Raw genomic sequence first — 16,214 nt, forward strand, 5'->3', positions numbered from 1 at the left:
TTTATTAACTATTATAAGTCAATAAAGGTTGATTTTTCAGAAGAAATTGGAAAAGAGGAATAGCTATAGAATGGGTGTTTCTTTTGTGATAGACTATGGACTATGTTTTCTTTGTAAGGAAGCGGGTTATTGTACTTTTTTATATGTGAAATTGATTTCATAAAAGATGAAATTAAAGAAGGAGAAAGAAATGAAATTGTTACAGAAAAAAGAAATTTTACTTATTAGCCTTATGTTATTCTCTATGTTTTTTGGAGCAGGGAATCTTATATTTCCACCTTTCCTTGGGTATGAAGCAGGAGAACATGTTTGGATTTCATTAGTAGGGTTTATTATATCAGCAACAGGTCTTCCTATATTAGGTGTTACCTCTATTGCAAAAGCAGGAAGTTTTCAAACGTTAGCGGGTAGAGTTCATTCTTCATTTGCAATTATTTTTCCATGTATCGTGTATGTATTTATTGGACCTGGGCTTGGTATACCACGTGCGGGAAGTTTAGCCTTTGAAATGGGGCCAGGTCAGTTATTCCCTGAAGCAGGAAGCGGAGTATTATTGTTTTACACAGTTATTTTCTTTAGTATTGTTTACTGGTTAAGTTTATCACCATCTAAACTAATGGGGTTGTTTGGAAAAGTCTTGACGCCGTTATTATTATGCATGATTGCACTTATTTTTATAAAGAGTATGTTTACAACAGTAGGAGATATGAAAGAACCAATAGGGAACTATGGCCAAGCTCCTATGTTTCAAGGGTTTTTAGATGGATATTTAACAATGGATGCGTTAGCTGCTTTAATCTTTGGAATTGTTATTGCAAATGCATTACGTGCAAAGGGTATTGAAGATGATAAAGGTTTAGCGAAATATATGAGTATTGCTGGAATTGGGGCAGGACTATTATTATCTATTATTTATGTCATCCTTGGATATGTGGGGGCAATTAGTGGCTCATTAGGAACATTTGATAACGGTGCGAAAGTGTTAGTACAAGTTATGATTACATTATTTGGACAGGGCGGAGTCGTTTTATTAGGTCTTATTTTTACTATCGCTTGTTTATGTGTTTCAATTGGACTTGTTACGTCTTGTAGTCAATTTTTTGCGAGTGCATTTCCGAAAGTATCTTATAAAGTGTGGGCATTTATAGTAAGCGTTGTTAGTATGATCTTAGCTAATTTAGGATTAACGCAAATTTTAAAAGTATCAGTACCAATTCTTGGATTTATTTATCCAATTGCATTAACGCTTATTATTCTAGGGTTATTCCATAAGTATATTGGGAAGTATGCATACGTATATGCAGTAACTGTTTGGATTGTAGCAATATTTAGTGCAATTGATATTTTAAATAAAAATGTAATGATGAATCAGTGGACGTCAGTATTAAAATACATTCCGTTTTATACAGAAGGTGTTGGGTGGATTGTTCCAGCTATTATAGGCATGTGTCTTGGTTTCATCGTTAGTATTGCTTTAAATAAGAATAAATGAGTAAAAAGGTGTTTTCCTATTTTGGGAAGACACCTTTCTTTTTTTGGAAAAATACTATTGAAAATGAATAGACTAAGAGTATGATAAAGATAATTGGTAATATATAGGTTTAATGAGAGTTACGAATAAGGGGGTAGCATATGAAGAAGGATTTGGATAAGAAAATAGAAGCACTCGAAACGGCAATTGAAACGATTCAAGAAGCACTTGCTGAATTAAAGGTGAAGCAAAGGGAAATCGAAGTAGAAAACGCTCAGCAACATGTTAGTAAGGAAAAGAAGGAATATATTGAAACGGTAATGGAGGAAAAGCCAAAAGAAGAAATAGTTACGATAAAAGAGCCTGTGCAAGAACGTGAGGTAAAACAAGTAGATATATCTGCTTTTAAACCAGAGCCATTTAATATTATTAAGTTTTGTCAAACGTGGTTACCTCGTGTATTTGTCGGTATTATGTTGCTTGGAGTGATCTGGTTATTTAAAGCAGGGGTAGATGCTGGTTTATTAACACCAGCGATACGAATTGTGTTTGGTATCGCATTATCTATCGGGTTGTATTATATAGGAGATATTCAAATTAAAAGAGAGCGGCAAGCGTTAGGATTAGTATTAGCTGGAGGAAGTATTACCGGGATTGTTCTAACGACGTTTGCAGCACATTATTTATATGGATTTATTCCGGCAAGTGTCGCGTTTCTCTGTAATATTGCATGGGTTATTTTAGGTATTTATTTAGCGAAAAGATATCAATCGGAATATCTCACTATTTTCGTAGCGGTCGGTGCGTTCTTCGTACCATTCTTGTTAAATAGTACGACTCCTAATCCTTATATTTTCTTTGGATATGAGACAGTATTAACACTTAGTTTATTATGGTATGCGTTGAAAAATCGTTATAAATACTTATATATGATTTCTTACGCTGTTGCTGCTATTGTCCTTTTCGTTTTCTTTGCTGTTATGTCAATGTTAGTAGAGAACTTGCAAATACAGTTAACGATTGTATATGGTTTGATTCATTTACTATTATTTTGGCATATGTTTACGGAGAGAAGTTTTATACTAGAACCACGTTTGGCGATATTTAGTGCGAATGCAGTGTTCTTTATACTAGCTATTTCAAAAATACCTGATTTTACAACATGGGGATTGATTATTAGTGCATTCGTACATGCCGCTATGTTCGTATGTGAATATAGGAAAAATAGACATTCTACATTTACAAATCTCTTATTTGGTTTCGCAATGGGAGCATTTAGTTTAGCAATTTTATATGAGTATAGTTTAGTGAATGCAGCGATTGTACTATTGTTACAAGGTTTCCTCGGCATGGTCACTTCTATTAAAGTAAAACAACAGATAAAATTGTATGTTAGTGCGACGGTTTACGCAATTGGAATGATACAGACTATTTTTAGCCCGTTTGATCAATTTATTTCGGCAGGCTTTGTTGCTCATCTTATTTTAATAGGAACGTTCTATTATTGTATGAGAGAAGCGAAAGAAGTATTAGCGAGCTTCGGCAAATATATGTATTCTATAGTGCTCTATTGGTTTATGATAATTGTATTTATTACAATTACGAGAATCGGTGAAGTTTTATCTACAGATGGAAGCGTAATTAGTGTATCAGTATCGTTATTATGGATGGTATATGCATTATTTGCGGTTTGGTTTGGAAGAAATAGGGATATGAATGAAATATTATATGCTGGTTTAGTCGTTTTAGTCGTAACGGTAGGGAAGTTATTCTTACTTGACTTACCAGAGGTATCGATGATGATTAGGGCAGTGTTATTCCTAATCGTCGGTAGTATAGGTATCGTTATTTCAAGAATGTTTTTCTCGAAGGAAGAGAAGTGAGAAGAAGGCAATCCATGTATGGATTGCCTTTTTTATTATTTCTTATTAATCGTTACAGTTTCATTATATTTCGTTGTTGTATTTTGGCGTAGACGAAGCGTTGCTTGTCCAGTTGTATTTGAATCAATCTGTACATTTACAACTTTCTCAGCAGAGCCTAAGCTGTTTGTTGTGAAAGAAAATGCACTACTATATCCGAAAGTAGATGGCCAAGTGCCGTTTGCATTTTGTACTTTAGCCACTTGTGTTCCACCAGTAGTGAAGATACCTAAAGAATAGTTGTTATACGTTGTATTAGGTAGTAAGTTATTTACTTGAATCTTCATTTGGAAAATTTCATTGTTTGGTAGAATGCTAGGGTGTGTAACGACGTAGTCGCTTGTTGTTACCGCACCGTTATAACCGTATGAACCTGGTTTAAAAGTATTTGTATTAAACCATTGATAACCTGCATTTGGTGCACTCCAAGGTTCAGGTTGTGGTTCTGTTGATAAGCTTGGCTGTTCAAATGTTTGTAGAGCTGTAGGTGAATCAAGTTGTAAACCATTTACTTGATCTAAACTTGTAAATGTCTCTTTATTTGACAACCAATTTACGATGTTTTCTAATAAAATCGCATCGTTTTCTTCTTTATAACCATCGTAAGTTTTCTTTGTTTGGCCAGAATCTTCACGAACGTATTTTGGCGTAGCATCTTCAACAGGAGAAGAGTCACCAATAAAGGCAGCTTTTCCAAGTCCTACTTTTGCGATAGCAGCATATGGGCCTTCTGCAATACCACCGCCATTATAAACGCCACTATCAACAGCGTTATTCCATTTTGATGGATTTTCTGGAAGGTAAACAAGTCCTTTTGCTAGTTTTGGGTTTGTAATTGCTAGAGTAGAACCAGCATGCATTGCTACAGACGAAACACCTTTTGTAATTCCGAAAGATTGTTCAGGCGATACAATTGTTTTCGCTGAAACATCACCAAGTGCATTGTAGCGGAAGCGAATACCGAAGTTGTCAGAGAGCCAATCAGAGCTTTCTACTCCTTGCATAGCTTGTGAATTTGCTTCTTCATTAGACATTCCTTTTGCTGGATTATCCCAAGCACCGCGTCTATATCCATTAAATACTTCAGAAGAGTCCCAGCGATTTTTATTACGATCTGCATTGTAATGATCAGCAATAAAGAAGATACTACCACCATTTTTTACATATTGTAACATAGCGTCCTGCTCAGATTTTTTGTAAGGAATATTAGCTTCTGGAACGATAAATACATTGTAATCTTTTAAGTCTTCGTACGTAATAGGTGTTGATTTACGAAGTTCCTTTACGTGATATCCGTTTTTTGCAATGCCGTTTCCGAAGTCAGAAAAGCCGCCGTCAATAACCCAGTCAGCTGTCCCAGCAGTTTGACCGTGTGTATTATCGAATAATACTTTCTTCCCATTGTTTTGATTTACAACTTTTGCAGCAATTTCAGGAGCTGGGTCTACAGAGCTTTCGGCATAAGTAGACGGTATGAACGAGGTCCCTATACTTAGTGTAATTGCTGTTGCTAAAGAAAATGTAATCCATTTTTTATTCTTCATAGAAGAATCCCCCTAATAATAAATATATGTGCTTTAATAATGTAATTTATTTTTCTGTAAAAATAAAGACGGAAAACATAAAAAATATTAAAAAATTGTAAAAATACCGTGAATTTTGTTGAGAAATATTTATATAGATATAAAAACATCCCTTCCAAGTAATAAGGAAGGGATGTTTTGCTTAACTAATTTTTGAGTTAGGTGTTTCATCCATCTTATGAAACCCTTTCATGTAATATACGATTGCTAAGCCGATAAGCCAAATTGGGCCGACAATCAATGCAATTCGTGTATCTTCTGAATACGCCATTATACCTAATACTAATACAAGGAAAACGAGTGAGAAATATGAGCTTAATGGGTATAAAGGCATTTTATACGATAACTTTTGTTTATTTTGAGTAGGCAAGCTTTTACGGAATTTAATTTGAGCGACTAATATAATTCCCCAAGTCCAAATTGCACCGAAAGTTGAAATGCTAGTAAGCCATGTAAATACCTTTGCAGGTACGAGATAGTTTAATATAACACCAATTAGTAAAACGATAGCAGTTGCTACAATTCCTTGGCTTGGAATGCCATTTTTATTTAAACGACCAAATCTTTCAGGAGCTTTTTTCTGCTGAGCTAATGTATATAGCATACGGCCTGTACTAAATAAACCACCGTTACAAGAAGAAAGAGCTGCTGTTAATACGACAAAGTTAATAATACCTGCTGCTTTTGCGATACCAATTTGTTGGAATGTTAATACGAATGGACTGCCTTTCTCACCAAGTTCGTTCCATGGATAAATTGCCATCATAACGAATAATGCCCCAACGTAAAAGAGTAGAATTCTCCAAAATACGTTATCGATTGCCTTTGCGAGTGTTTTCTTCGGATTTTGAGCCTCACCAGCTGTAACACCGATTAATTCAACGCCTAAATAAGCGAATAGTACCATCTGCATGGAGAGTAGTAACCCAGAAAATCCATTTGGGAACCAGCCACCATGTGACCAAAGATTTGAAATACCAGTAGCGATACCACCGTTTCCGAATCCGAATAAAATAATACCAGCTCCGACTACTATCATACAGATAATTGTGACAATTTTAATGAGAGCAAACCAAAACTCAAGTTCTCCAAATACTTTTACCGATAAGAAGTTAAAAGCGCTCATTAATAATAGAGCAAGTAATGCCCAAATCCAGCGCGGGATATCTGGGAACCAGTACTGCATGTAAATACCAGCTGCTGTAATTTCAGCCATACAAGTAACAACCCATAAGAACCAGTAATTCCAGCCAGTAATATAACCAGCGAGTGGTCCAATATAATCATATGCATATTTACTAAAAGAACCAGCAACAGGTTGTTCAATTGCCATTTCCCCAAGCGCTCGCATAATGAAAAAAATAACGAGACCGGCAATCATATAGCCTAGCAAAATAGAAGGACCTGCTAGTTTAATGGCGGAAGCGGATCCTAAAAATAGTCCAACGCCAATAGCTGAGCCCAGTGACATTAAAGTAATATGTCGTTCTTTTAAACCACGATTTAAAGTTCCAGATTTGTTTGTGTGCTGCATAAGAAGAATCCCCCTTGTAGAGTGAACGATATTTGAATGCGTTTGCTAAATATTTAACTATTTCAAATTATAAAACATTTCTATCTGTTATGCTACAAAAATAATCATAATGAACTGTACTACATCTGTACTTGTCAGACTTAAACTTAAAATTCGAACTATTAGGGAATATATTGACTCTTCTTTTTATTGATTGTTAAGATTAAGTATTATATTTTCTCACATACTAGTAAGAAAAAGAATGTGTGATAATAATTCAGGTGTAGGAAGGGTACATAAGCATGTTTCAATTACAAAAATATAACACTTCTGTGAAGCAAGAGTTTTTAGCTGGCATCACAACTTTTTTTACATTTGCGTATATTCTTGTCATCAATCCAAAAATATTATCTGATGCAGGTGTACCATTTGACCAAGCGTTTACAGCAACAATTATTGCAACCGTTGTTGGAACAGTAGGTATGGCGATTTTCGCGAATTACCCGATTGTTATTGCTCCAGCTATGGGAATGAATGCATATTTTGCTTATTCTGTTGTACAGAAGGCAGAAGGGATTACATATGTAGTTGCCTTTTCAGCTGTATTTGTAACGGGGATTATTTTTCTTTTATTATCTTTTACTTCGTTTAGGCAAAAGTTAATTTTAGCAATTCCTGATAGTTTAAAGCATGCAATTGCAGGTGGAATTGGACTATTTATTGCTTTTATTGGATTGCGCCTTTCTGGAATTATCGTGGATCATCCGTCTAATTTAGTTACGATTGGTGATTTTCATTCCCCAGCTGTTATTTTAACTTTAATTGGTTTAATATTAGCGGCGGTATTAATGACATTGCGTGTGAGTGGTGCATTATTTATTAGTATGATTGTGACAGGAATTATTGCCTTCTTTACAGGGCAATTGAAGTTTGCTGATAAAATTGTGGCGATGCCTCATTTACCAGAGGGTATCATCGTTTCAAACCCAATCAATGCCTTTTCAGATGTAATTGAATACGGATTATACGGCGTTGTATTTTCATTTTTACTTGTACTTTTATTCGATACAACAGGTGCATTACTTGGTTTAATTAAACAAGCAGGTTTAATTACAGACAATACAGAGAAGCGTTTTGGTAAAGCGTTTATTGCAGATGCAATTGGCGGGACTACAGGTTCTATCTTTGGAACAAGCCCAACAGCAGCGACGATTGAATCGTCAGCAGGTATTGCTGCAGGTGGTAAAACTGGATTAACAGGGATTGTAGTTGTTGGTCTAACAATTATAACGGCATTTTTTAGTCCTGTTATTGCTTCTTTATCAAGTGTAGCCGCTATTACAGCTCCTTCATTAATTATAGTAGGTAGTTTAATGGCACAAAGCATTCGAGATATTAATTGGAATGAATTTGAAGATGCGTTACCAGCATTTTTAATTTTTATAGGTATTCCGTTAACATCTAGTATTGCGAATGGAATTGCAATTGGATTTCTAGTGTATCCAGTCTTGAAAATTGTGAAAGGGAAAGGGATGGAAGTGCATCCGTTACTATACTTATTTACAATTTTATTTGGATGTCATTTATTCTTATAATATAGGAGAGGGGGCTTCTTATGAGGGGCTCCTTTTTTGTGTATAATAAAGTGAAACTTAAATTAGTAATGTAAAATATAAATTACTTATTGGAATATATATTATAATAAGGGTGGAGGAGAAAGAAACAGTAAACAAAAACATAGACAAAAGTAGGCATATATAGTGAAAAGTAATTATGAAACAATATAAACCGAAAGAATTTTCAGAAATGCTTAATGTCTCTGTTAAGACATTGCAAAGGTGGGACAATCAAGGTGTTTTACCTGCTTACCGAAACCCAAAAGGAAGAAGATATTATACAGAAGAACAGTATAAGAAATATATGGGTATTCAAGAAGAACTTGTTCAGGATTTAATATCTATCATTCATGTATTTAGCTGTAGAATATATGGGTTGAGAAAATACAAAAAGAAAATGTCGGAGGATGAAGACTTATGAAAAGAGCATATTTAATAGAAATCAAACCGACAACTGAACAAATTAGTAAAATCCGTCAAACTATTGGGGTGTGTCGATATGTATATAACCTGTATATCTCTAAAAATAAAGAGGTATATGAGTCGGAGGGGAAATTTCTTAGTGGTTATGACTTTTCCAAATGGTTAAACAACATTCATACAAAAGAGTGTGACCAGTGGATTAAAGAAGTGTCGAGCAAAGCGGTAAAACAAGCGATTATGAATGGAGATAAAGCTTTTAAGCGGTTTTTTAAAGGTTTATCTAAGTTTCCACGATATAAAAAAAAGAAGAAGCAAGATGTGAAGTGCTACTTTCCGAAAAACAACAAAACAGATTGGACAGTAGAAAGACATAGAGTAAAAGTCCCTACAATTGGTTGGATAAGGTTAAAAGAGTATGGATATATTTCAAAAAATACAACTGTAAAAAGTGGTACAGTATATCAAAGAGCAGGAAGATACTATGTGTCTATACTCTGTGAAGTGAAAGAGGTAAAACCAAATGCAACTCTCAATACAGTAGGTCTAGGAATTGATTTGGGAATTAAAGACTTCGCTGTACGTAGCGATGGAAAAACTCACAAAAATATAAATAAAACAGTACAAGTAAAAAAGATAGAAAAACGGTTAAAACGTGAACAACGCTCTTTATCACGCAAATTTGAAAATATAAGGAAGAGAGGTGAACAACCTGTTACTAATAAAAGAGCGAATATAAACAAAAATATTCTTAGGGTGCAACAACTACATGCTAGGCTAGCAAATATTCGATTAGCGTATGTAAAGTCTATTGTAAATGATGTGGTGAAAACCAAGCCAACGTTTATTGTAGTAGAAGATTTGAATGTGAAAGGTATGATGAAGAACAAACATCTATCTAAAGCTGTAGCGCAACAATGTTTTTATGCTTTTAAAACATGGTTATTAACGAAATGTAGGGAATATGGAATTGAACTACGGCAAGTGGACAGATTCTATCCATCTTCTAAAATGTGTTCATGTTGCGGTCAAAAAAAGTCGGATTTAAAGCTGTCTGACCGAGTATATACATGTGAATGTGGCAATGTAATAGATAGAGATTTAAATGCGTCAATCAACCTTTTACAAGCAAAAAAATATACAATACTAACGTAAATAGATTGTATATATGTACGGTGGGCTACATCGGAATTTACGCCTGTGAAGTGTCACAGCAAACTGTAGTAGCAAGTGATTAGCGAGGCAGGGCACGTAGAAGCAGGAATACTCTAAGAATATACATTTGTCTATATTTTTAGTAGCAGGAACATGAATGGCTGTAAGTAAAATAAAAGTCGCGCGTGTTCAATTAGATTTAACACAGCAACAATTAGCAGAAAAAGTAGGCGTTACAAGGCAAACGATTAGTTTAATTGAGAAGGGGAAATACAATCCATCTTTAGATTTATGTTTAAAAATTTGTTATGCAGTAGATAAAACGTTGAATGATTTGTTTTGGGAGGAAAAGGAGTGGTAGGATGAAAATCGTGAAAGATGAACGTTTAATGATTGAAGGGTTAAAACATATTAGATTAGCTTTCATCTTACAAAATATCGTCATACTAGCTATCGTCTTTTACCGCTATGTCTTGCAAGGGGCAGGATATGAAAGTGTTTCGGATTTATTAATGGTATTTATGGGCGGGATAATAATTATTAACTTTTTAAATCTGAAAAATTCAGTGGAAGTGTATGAGCATACGGGCGGAGTGTCGCGTCGTTATTTTATGAAGCTATTATTCATTCCGGTAGGTATTATTATTGGGATTTTAGCTATTTGTATCGTTGTAACACCAGATATTTCGATAAAGGAAATTAGTATGACAGGACTTATTATGTTTGCTTGTTTTTTAGTTCCAAGTTTGTTTATATACATATATATGAAAAAAATAAAAAGAGAAGATTGAAATATAAGAAAGGCTTTCCCATATTGAGGAAAGCTTTTCTCATATTCTTTTATATAGTACTTTATGAAGGCCAATCGGTTCAATTTCAAAGATTTCACCATATTCCTGGAAGCCTAAGTGCTTGTAATAGTCAGCTACAGTAATTCGGCCATTACACCATAATATATTTGCTTGGCGTTCTTGCAAGATTTGTTCCGCCTTCTGAATTAAGGAGCTTCCAGCACGGTTGTTTCGAAATGCAGGTAATGTTGCCATTCCTCGTAGACGATAATGAATACCCGTTGGTAAGTCGGGATATATTTCTTTTGAGAAGGAAGCGATACTAATTAGTTCATCGTTTATAAATGCGCCTAAGTGGAAGGTGTCTGTTTCATAATCGGAAGGGTATTTACAATCTGCTAATGTTTGATTGGGGCGTAAAATTTTTTGACGTAATACGTAAGTTTCAGATCCCTCAATATTTTTCACGGTAATCATATTAACATCCTTTCTTATAACGCTTTTTCTGTTAATTGTATAAAGAAATAGGCAGGTGCGGCGAGAAGTCCGAGTATGCTAGCAGTTCCGAGAAGGAGTGAAAGTAGGAGGCAAGAATATTTTATTCCATTCGATTTTTTCCATCCGTAACTACAAATCTCAATACTAACACCGATGAGAATAATGGCAACGAGTATTTCGGCTAATAATAAGAGAGCTAAAGTTATAATAGACATAATGTAATCCATCCCCATAATATGTGATAGTAACATTTTACCATATGAAATGGAAAAAATGCCCCTCAATTATGTGAGGGGCATTTTTTTATTCTAATATGTTTTTTAGTGTATCGATATGTTCTTTTGAGCCTGTTACAAGTAATGTATCACCGTGTTGTAGTCTTGTATCCCCATGTGGGATTAATGCTTTATTTCCACGATAAATTTGAATGACTAGTACATCACCTAAAAACGGAAGGCGACGAAGTGCAACGCCGTTATATTTATTGCTCCGTAGTTCAACTTCACGGACTGTTTCGTTTGCTGTTGTAATTAAGCGAACGAGACTAGGTTTATCAATAAGCGCACGTAATAAAATACGTGTAGAGTTAATTGTTGAGAATACAGCGATATGTTCTTGCGTTGCTTTTTCTTGTAGAAGTGGATCTTCTACACTTGCAATAACATGTTCAACACCTAGCTCTTTTGCATGTTCTGCCAATAATAAGTTTTGTTCATCATCACTTGTTGCAACAACGACGCGATCTGCATCAAATGCTGTTTGTTCAGTTAATGATGCGATTGTGATGTCATCCAATTTCACGATAGGGAAGTCGTGCGATTTCGCTTCTTCATCATTTATTTTGTTTTGACGCATCATATATAGCGTTACGTCATAATCTTCTCGTTTTAAATCTAGTGATAACGGAAGGGTAATTCTGCTCGCGCCAATAATAGCTACTTTTGGTTTTGGTGTTTCTACTTTTGGGAACATTTTTTTAAACAATATAGGTGCAAAAATACAAGTAATAACTGCGCTTAAAATAAGAGAGGCAGATAAACTCGGACTGATGATCTCCAGTTTTTCACCAATTTGTGCAGCCGCAATAACTAAAGAAAGTGTCGATGTTAATAAAATTGCACTTCCAAGTACGATATTACGTGGATACCATTTTCTTAAGACGAGTGATGGTATGAGTTTTGAAATAAAGAGTCCTACAATTAAGATTGGGATCATTAGCATGCTAGAAGGTTCTTTGAAAATAGACCACACCTCTAGATTTACACCAACCATTACGAAGAAAATAGGGATGAAGAAACCGTAGCCGATAGAATCAAGTTTTTCCACCATATCTTCATTTGGTGATAATAACGATACAAGTACACCTGCTAAAAAGGCCCCTAAAATATTTTCTGCTCCAACAGATTCCGATAACCCAACTAAGATTAAAATGAGTGCAAAAACAGCTCGTGTATCAATTTGTACACTACCAGCTTTTAAACTATCTAAGTATGGAATGTTTTTAAAGCGTTTTGCAATAAAGTAAATAACAATACCAGCGCCGAATAGAAGAAGAAGAAGCCACATGCTTTGGCCGCTTTCGGAATTTAATCCGACGAATACAGCGAGTAAAATCATTGTAACTAAATCCGCAATAACAGCGACTAATAAAATGATTTGCCCAATTGCTGTTTTTCCTAAGTTATTCTCTTTTAATGTTGGTACAACAACACCTAAAGAAATAGTTGAAATAATTAAAGTCATGAACATTGCATTATCTACGAATCCTAGCCATACGAATAGTAATGATAGGGCATAAGATAAGATGAAAATAAATAAGAAGATAATGCTTGCTGCCTGAAATGTATTTGGTTCGTTTGTCGTATTTTTTTTCCCTTTTTGTTTAAAGATAGAAAAATCAATTTCTAAACCGCTTAAGAACATGAGGAAGATAAATCCTAATGTTGATAAAACTTGAAGCCATATATCTGGCTCAATAATATTAAACCCACTTTTACCTACAAAGATTCCTGCAATAATTTCTGCAACGACCACAGGAAGTGCTTTTAATTTAAAGCGTTGTAACAAAAGGGGAACGAAAAACGCGATTGCAACGACAACCATAAGTGATAGAACAGAAGTATGATGTTCCATTGCGTTCTCTCCCTTCAAATAAATATAGTACCTATTTAGCCATATAATAGGTAGAAAAGCAACGCATATGGATTCGATTTCATAAAGAAAGACTTTTCTTAACATTTGTCATAATAAGTATATTTTTCATGATTATGCTGTTAATTCCGTAATGTGGATGTAATAGAGGGGATAAAAAAAGACTGCTGAGGAATCTCAGCAGTCTTTTTCATGTACATTACATTGAGAAGAAGATCCATACAGTTAAACCAACTGTTGCAGTTGCAACGAAGAAACTGTATATCATTGTAAGAATTTGAACTCTTCCTTCTCCTTCTTTTAAATGCATGAACATAATTAATTGTAACAATGCTTGCGCAACAGCCATTATGATAATAGTTGTTAAGACTGTTGAAAGTGGCAATGTTGTGTAAAGTGCCACGTATAACGCTAGAAACGTTAATGCAAGCGATAAAATAAATCCGAAAACGTGTGACCAAGGGAATCCGCTATGCGCATGTCCGTTTGCTTGATTGTTGTTTTGAGCCATTTACGCCACCATCCCGTTCAAGTAAACTAGTGTGTAAATAAAGACCCAAACAAGATCAAGGAAATGCCAGTATAAGCTGATAATGAATACTTTACGAGCTGTAACTGGTGTTAAACCTCGTTTTAAAATTTGGATAATAACACAAATTGCCCAAATGATACCGCCTGTTACGTGAGCTCCATGCGTTCCAAGAAGAACGAAGAATCCAGATAAGAAAGCACTTGTTTGAATTGTTGCGCCTTCACCAATGTACATAATGAACTCTTCGATCTCGAAGAATAGGAAACCTGCACCTAAAAGTAATGTAAGGACGAACCATCCAAGCATCGCTTTTTGGTTATGCTTACGCATTTCATGAATTACGATACCGCATGTAAAACTACTTGTTAAAAGTAGTAATGTTTGAATTAAAAGCGTTTTAAGTTCAAACAATTGCGCTGGTGTTGGGCCATCTGCCGTACGACCAGCAAGGACTAGATAAGAGGCGAAAAGTGTTGCGAACAGCATAATTTCAGCCCCAAGAAAAATCCAGAATCCTAGGATATTCAATCTGCTTTGTTCGGATTGATATTCCAAAGGTAAGCTTTTATCTAAAGCCGCCATGTCATTTCACCTCTCATGCTATATGTTCTGTTTTTTTAATTTCATCAACACTGATATAGTAGCCTTCATCATAATCGAATGAACGATAGATTAAGCAAGCTAAAATACCAATACCACCGATTGCTGCAAGCCAGAACCAGCTAAATACTAATGCGAAACCTGCAAGACCGAAGAATCCAGACGCAATAATAGGCACACCAGAGTTACTTGGCATGTGAATTGGTTTAATATCTTCTGCTGCTGGTGTAACTGTTTCTCCGCGTTTTTTCATGTACCAGAAAGCATCAGCTTCTTTAATTTCAGGAAGCTTCGCGAAGTTGTAATGTTGTACAGGAGAGTGAGTTGCCCATTCAAGTGTACGACCATCCCATGGATCTCCAGTTGTGTCACGTTCACCGTGACGTGCACTCCAAATTACGTTGTAGCAAAGAAGTAGGAAGCCGATACCCATCATTACCGCACCAACAGATGCGATTTGGTTTAGCCATCCCCATCCAAGACTTTCAGAGTAAGTGTACATACGACGAGTCATACCGTCTAAACCTAAGAAGTACATTGGGAAGAAACAGATGTTGAATCCGCTCATAAAGATCCAGAATGTCCATTTACCTAGGCGTTCATTTAACATATGACCAGTCATTTTTGGATACCAGAATGTGAATCCAGCAAGCATAGCGAATACTGTACCTGCGATTAATACGTAGTGGAAGTGAGCGATTAGGAAGTAGCTGTTATGGTATTGATAATCAGCTGCTGCCATTCCAAGCATAACCCCTGTAACCCCACCGACTACGAAGTTTGGAATAAATGCCAATGACCAAAGCATTGGAACTGTAAAACGAATACGTCCTTTATACAGTGTAAACAACCAGTTAAAGATCTTAACCCCGGTTGGAATCGAAATCGCCATTGTCGAAATCGAGAAGAATGAGTTAACCGCTGGACCTGCACCCATCGTGAAGAAGTGGTGAAGCCATACGACGAAACTTAGTAAAGAAATTGCAACCATTGAGTATACCATTGCACTGTAACCGAATAGACGTTTACGTGAGAATGTACTAATGATTTCAGAGAAAATACCGAATGCCGGTAAAATAACGATATATACTTCAGGGTGACCCCATACCCAGAACAGGTTGGCCCATAACATTGGCATACCGCCGCTCGCCATCGTAAAGAAGTGAGCATCGAATAGACGGTCAAATGTCATTAATGCAAGAGCAACTGTTAATACTGGGAAAGCGAAAATAATGATAATTGTTGTAATTAAGATTGACCAAGTAAACATTGGCATTCTCATTAAAGTCATACCAGGTGTACGCATTTTTAAGATAGTAACAAGGAAGTTAATACCGGTCATTAGCGTACCGAGACCTGAAATCTGTAATGCAATTGCGTAGTAGTTATTTCCTACGCCCGAAGTAAACTCTGTACCTGCCATTGGGAAGTAAGAAGTCCACCCAGCGTCTGGAGAACCACCGATTACGAAAGCGATGTTGAATAACATTGCTCCGACAAAGAATAACCAGAAACTTAAAGCATTTAAGAACGGATATGCAACGTCACGAGCACCAATTTGTAATGGTACTACAAGGTTCATTAATCCCATAACGAATGGCATTGCCATGAAAAGAATCATTACTGTACCATGTGTTGTAAAGATCCCGTTATAGTGTTCAGCGTTTAAATAAGTTGTTTCTGGGAATGTTAACTGTGCACGGATCATTAAACCATCCATACCACCACGGAATAACATGATAACCGCAGAAATAATATACATAGCTCCGATTTTTTTATGGTCAACAGTTGTTAACCATTCGTCCCAAAGCCATTTCCATTTTTTATACTTTGTTAGTACGAAAATGATTGCTAATGTCACAAGAACGATAGAAGCGTCTGCACCGTAAATAATCGGGTCACCTGTGACAAAGAATTCATCAAGCTTCACTGTGTTCACTCCAATCTGTTGGAATAATAGCT

The 16,214-nt window shown here is 35.6% G+C and carries 15 protein-coding genes; 7 read left to right on the forward strand and 8 right to left on the reverse strand.

What is annotated here, in order from left to right; all coding sequences use genetic code 11:
- Positions 1–190 precede the first annotated feature (190 nt).
- Complete coding sequence (gene brnQ1, locus ACZDYH_RS26380; RefSeq protein WP_474887523.1) at positions 191–1,492, forward strand: branched-chain amino acid transport system II carrier protein BrnQ1; 1,302 nt, start codon at positions 191–193, stop codon at positions 1,490–1,492.
- 140 nt (positions 1,493–1,632) lie between these two features.
- On the forward strand, positions 1,633–3,354 hold the full coding sequence (locus tag ACZDYH_RS26385) for a DUF2339 domain-containing protein (RefSeq protein ID WP_434713497.1): 1,722 nt from the start codon (positions 1,633–1,635) through the stop codon (positions 3,352–3,354).
- A 35-nt stretch (positions 3,355–3,389) separates the two neighbouring features.
- Here ACZDYH_RS26385 and ACZDYH_RS26390 read toward each other — a convergent pair whose 3' ends face one another.
- Complete coding sequence (locus ACZDYH_RS26390; protein ID WP_000791509.1) at positions 3,390–4,937, reverse strand: DNA-binding protein; 1,548 nt, start codon at positions 4,935–4,937, stop codon at positions 3,390–3,392.
- 181 nt (positions 4,938–5,118) lie between these two features.
- Entirely contained in the window at positions 5,119–6,510 is a 1,392-nt protein-coding gene (locus tag ACZDYH_RS26395) for an amino acid permease (RefSeq protein ID WP_290102144.1), read from the reverse strand.
- A gap of 281 nt (positions 6,511–6,791) precedes the next feature.
- Between ACZDYH_RS26395 and ACZDYH_RS26400 the strand changes: the two genes are divergently transcribed.
- The 5 genes from ACZDYH_RS26400 (at position 6,792) to ACZDYH_RS26420 (ending at position 10,471) form a co-directional block, all read left to right on the forward strand.
- Positions 6,792–8,084, forward strand: coding sequence for an NCS2 family permease (locus ACZDYH_RS26400; RefSeq protein ID WP_000487192.1), 1,293 nt, complete (start codon positions 6,792–6,794; stop codon positions 8,082–8,084).
- Positions 8,085–8,262: 178 nt separating this feature from the next.
- Positions 8,263–8,526, forward strand: coding sequence for a MerR family transcriptional regulator (locus ACZDYH_RS26405; RefSeq protein WP_000816201.1), 264 nt, complete (start codon positions 8,263–8,265; stop codon positions 8,524–8,526).
- A complete protein-coding gene (locus ACZDYH_RS26410) occupies positions 8,523–9,680 on the forward strand; it encodes an RNA-guided endonuclease InsQ/TnpB family protein (protein ID WP_063535666.1) in 1,158 nt (385 codons plus the stop codon). Before ACZDYH_RS26405 ends, ACZDYH_RS26410 begins: the two co-directional genes overlap by 4 nt.
- Before the next feature lie 157 nt (positions 9,681–9,837).
- Positions 9,838–10,041, forward strand: a complete 204-nt coding sequence (locus ACZDYH_RS26415; protein ID WP_000301183.1) for a helix-turn-helix transcriptional regulator — start codon at positions 9,838–9,840, stop codon at positions 10,039–10,041.
- A 1-nt stretch (position 10,042) separates the two neighbouring features.
- On the forward strand, positions 10,043–10,471 hold the full coding sequence (locus ACZDYH_RS26420; RefSeq protein ID WP_000706629.1) for a hypothetical protein: 429 nt from the start codon (positions 10,043–10,045) through the stop codon (positions 10,469–10,471).
- A 39-nt stretch (positions 10,472–10,510) separates the two neighbouring features.
- On the opposite strand, the gene ACZDYH_RS26425 is transcribed toward ACZDYH_RS26420, so the two are convergent.
- The 6 genes from ACZDYH_RS26425 to qoxB all read right to left on the reverse strand — a co-directional run bounded on the left by ACZDYH_RS26425 (position 10,511) and on the right by qoxB (position 16,182).
- Complete coding sequence (locus ACZDYH_RS26425; RefSeq protein ID WP_000633767.1) at positions 10,511–10,948, reverse strand: GNAT family N-acetyltransferase; 438 nt, start codon at positions 10,946–10,948, stop codon at positions 10,511–10,513.
- Between the two features lie 14 nt (positions 10,949–10,962).
- Complete coding sequence (locus ACZDYH_RS26430) at positions 10,963–11,220, reverse strand: DUF4022 family protein (RefSeq protein ID WP_000926991.1); 258 nt, start codon at positions 11,218–11,220, stop codon at positions 10,963–10,965.
- 52 nt (positions 11,221–11,272) lie between these two features.
- Complete coding sequence (locus ACZDYH_RS26435; protein ID WP_434713502.1) at positions 11,273–13,102, reverse strand: monovalent cation:proton antiporter family protein; 1,830 nt, start codon at positions 13,100–13,102, stop codon at positions 11,273–11,275.
- A 217-nt stretch (positions 13,103–13,319) separates the two neighbouring features.
- Positions 13,320–13,631, reverse strand: coding sequence for a cytochrome aa3 quinol oxidase subunit IV (gene qoxD, locus ACZDYH_RS26440; protein ID WP_000068425.1), 312 nt, complete (start codon positions 13,629–13,631; stop codon positions 13,320–13,322).
- A complete protein-coding gene (qoxC, locus tag ACZDYH_RS26445) occupies positions 13,632–14,234 on the reverse strand; it encodes a cytochrome aa3 quinol oxidase subunit III (RefSeq protein ID WP_000729317.1) in 603 nt (200 codons plus the stop codon).
- A gap of 13 nt (positions 14,235–14,247) precedes the next feature.
- Positions 14,248–16,182, reverse strand: a complete 1,935-nt coding sequence (gene qoxB, locus ACZDYH_RS26450; protein WP_000762366.1) for a cytochrome aa3 quinol oxidase subunit I — start codon at positions 16,180–16,182, stop codon at positions 14,248–14,250.
- Between the last annotated feature and the right edge of the window lie 32 nt (positions 16,183–16,214).

The sequence above is a fragment of the Bacillus sp. EB V-12 genome, assembly GCF_056158125.1.

What these genes read in the sequence shown, in the direction of transcription:
- brnQ1 (WP_474887523.1), top strand. Translation starts at nt 191, where the DNA reads ATGAAATTGTTACAGAAAAAAGAAATTTTACTTATTAGCCTTATGTTA.
- ACZDYH_RS26385 (WP_434713497.1), top strand. Translation starts at nt 1,633, where the DNA reads ATGAAGAAGGATTTGGATAAGAAAATAGAAGCACTCGAAACGGCAATT.
- ACZDYH_RS26390 (WP_000791509.1), bottom strand. Translation starts at nt 4,937, where the DNA reads ATGAAGAATAAAAAATGGATTACATTTTCTTTAGCAACAGCAATTACA.
- ACZDYH_RS26395 (WP_290102144.1), bottom strand. Translation starts at nt 6,510, where the DNA reads ATGCAGCACACAAACAAATCTGGAACTTTAAATCGTGGTTTAAAAGAA.
- ACZDYH_RS26400 (WP_000487192.1), top strand. Translation starts at nt 6,792, where the DNA reads ATGTTTCAATTACAAAAATATAACACTTCTGTGAAGCAAGAGTTTTTA.
- ACZDYH_RS26405 (WP_000816201.1), top strand. Translation starts at nt 8,263, where the DNA reads ATGAAACAATATAAACCGAAAGAATTTTCAGAAATGCTTAATGTCTCT.
- ACZDYH_RS26410 (WP_063535666.1), top strand. Translation starts at nt 8,523, where the DNA reads ATGAAAAGAGCATATTTAATAGAAATCAAACCGACAACTGAACAAATT.
- ACZDYH_RS26415 (WP_000301183.1), top strand. Translation starts at nt 9,838, where the DNA reads ATGGCTGTAAGTAAAATAAAAGTCGCGCGTGTTCAATTAGATTTAACA.
- ACZDYH_RS26420 (WP_000706629.1), top strand. Translation starts at nt 10,043, where the DNA reads ATGAAAATCGTGAAAGATGAACGTTTAATGATTGAAGGGTTAAAACAT.
- ACZDYH_RS26425 (WP_000633767.1), bottom strand. Translation starts at nt 10,948, where the DNA reads ATGATTACCGTGAAAAATATTGAGGGATCTGAAACTTACGTATTACGT.
- ACZDYH_RS26430 (WP_000926991.1), bottom strand. Translation starts at nt 11,220, where the DNA reads ATGTTACTATCACATATTATGGGGATGGATTACATTATGTCTATTATA.
- ACZDYH_RS26435 (WP_434713502.1), bottom strand. Translation starts at nt 13,102, where the DNA reads ATGGAACATCATACTTCTGTTCTATCACTTATGGTTGTCGTTGCAATC.
- qoxD (WP_000068425.1), bottom strand. Translation starts at nt 13,631, where the DNA reads ATGGCTCAAAACAACAATCAAGCAAACGGACATGCGCATAGCGGATTC.
- qoxC (WP_000729317.1), bottom strand. Translation starts at nt 14,234, where the DNA reads ATGGCGGCTTTAGATAAAAGCTTACCTTTGGAATATCAATCCGAACAA.